Raw genomic sequence first — 1,122 nt, forward strand, 5'->3', positions numbered from 1 at the left:
CTAGGTAATCTTGGCCCACTTGCCTCTAAGCCTGTAATGGAAGGTAAAGCGTTACTGTTTAAGCGTTTTGCTGGCCTTGATTCAATTGATATTGAAGTGAAGCATCGCACGATCGACGAGTTCGTTGATACGGTTGCGAACATTGCTGACACTTTCGGTGGTATCAACCTTGAAGACATCAAAGCACCAGACTGTTTTGAAATTGAAAAGCGTTTGATTGAGCGTTGTGACGTACCAGTATTCCACGATGATCAACATGGTACGGCTATCGTGACAGCTGCAGGTATGCTCAATGCTATCGAGCTGCAGGGTAAGAAGCTTGAAGATTCAACGATTGTTTGTCTTGGTGCTGGTGCTGCAGCCGTTGCGTGTATGGAGCTGCTTATCAAGTGTGGCGCAATGCGCGAGAAGATCTACATGCTGGATCGCAAAGGGGTGATCCATACTCGTCGTGATGATCTGAATGAGTACAAGCAACTGTTCGCAAACAATACAGATAAGCGCACACTAGAAGATGTGATCGAAGGTGCAGACCTATTCTTAGGTGTATCTGGTCCAAATCTGTTGCCACCAGAAGCGTTGAAACTCATGGCTGACAAGCCAGTTGTATTTGCTTGTTCGAACCCAGATCCTGAAATCAAACCTGAGCTAGCACACGCAGTGCGTGATGACTTAATTATGGGTACTGGTCGCAGTGATTATCCAAACCAAGTGAACAACGTGTTGTGTTTCCCTTTCATTTTCCGTGGTGCGTTAGATGTACGTGCGAGTGAAATCAATGACGACATGAAGCTGGCAGCAGTTGACGCAATTCGTGCATTGGCAAAAGAGCCTGTGCCTGAATCGGTACTAAAAGCTGCAGGTGTTGAGAAGCTAGAATTTGGTAGCGACTACATCATTCCTAAGCCAATGGATCCACGTCTGCTACCTCGCGTAGCAAAAGCGGTAGCTCAAGCGGCAGTAGATTCCGGTGTTGCTCGTATCGAGATGCCAGAAAACTACATGGCAGAGTAATTTACTCAGCCACATTGAACACAAAAATGGGACGCATTGACGTCCCATTTTTTATATCTCCAAAAACTGCCCCGGCGCAGCTCCTAAAGCGGATGAATTTGTAAGCAA

1 protein-coding gene is annotated in these 1,122 nt (G+C 46.4%); it reads left to right on the top strand.

Annotated features, from left to right (window positions below; translation table 11 throughout):
- A partial coding sequence (locus R8269_RS25605) for a malic enzyme-like NAD(P)-binding protein (RefSeq protein ID WP_025621370.1) occupies positions 1-1,014 on the top strand: 1,014 nt, incomplete at its 5' end.
- Positions 1,015-1,122: the final 108 nt, after the last annotated feature.

It is taken from the genome of Vibrio sp. Vb0667 (genome assembly GCF_033391095.1).